This window comes from Haladaptatus sp. AB618, from assembly GCF_024136965.1.
Taxonomy (GTDB): domain Archaea; phylum Halobacteriota; class Halobacteria; order Halobacteriales; family Haladaptataceae; genus Haladaptatus.
In genome coordinates, this window is the sequence record NZ_JAMYJX010000027.1 from 1 (window position 1) to 510 (window position 510).

General features: G+C 61.6%; 1 protein-coding gene. It reads left to right on the plus strand.

The features are described 5' to 3' along the window. Positions 1-510 (plus strand): ATP-binding cassette domain-containing protein (locus NKF26_RS24565; RefSeq protein ID WP_253235033.1); only part of this gene is annotated, 510 nt, incomplete at both ends.

The window sequence follows — 510 nt, forward strand, 5'->3', positions numbered from 1 at the left end:
TCATGGAAAACGACGTAATCTCGCTCGTCGGCGAATCCGGGTGTGGAAAGACGACGCTCGGGAAGACCGCCATCGGTCTCCAGCGACCGACGGCGGGGAGCGTGAAGTACCGCGGGCACGACATCTGGGACATCCGCGATGGGAACAGCGACAGCGACTTGGAGTGGATGGACGTGCGCAAATCGCTGCAGATCATCCACCAAGATCCGGGGAGTTCGCTGAATCCGAATCGCCGCATCGTGGCGATTCTGTCCGAACCACTTCGCCAGGTGAGTCCGGGCTTGAGCACGGGCGAACGCCGGGAACGGATTTATTCGCTCCTCGAACGAGTCGGAATGAACCCGGCGGCTGATTTCGCCGAACGCTACCCGCACCAGTTGTCGGGAGGGGAGAAACAGCGTGTCGTGTTGTGCCGGGCGCTGTTGATGAATCCGGACGTGATCCTGGCGGACGAGGCGATCAGCGCGCTGGACGTGTCGTTGCGCGTTGAGATGATGGACCTGATGCTCG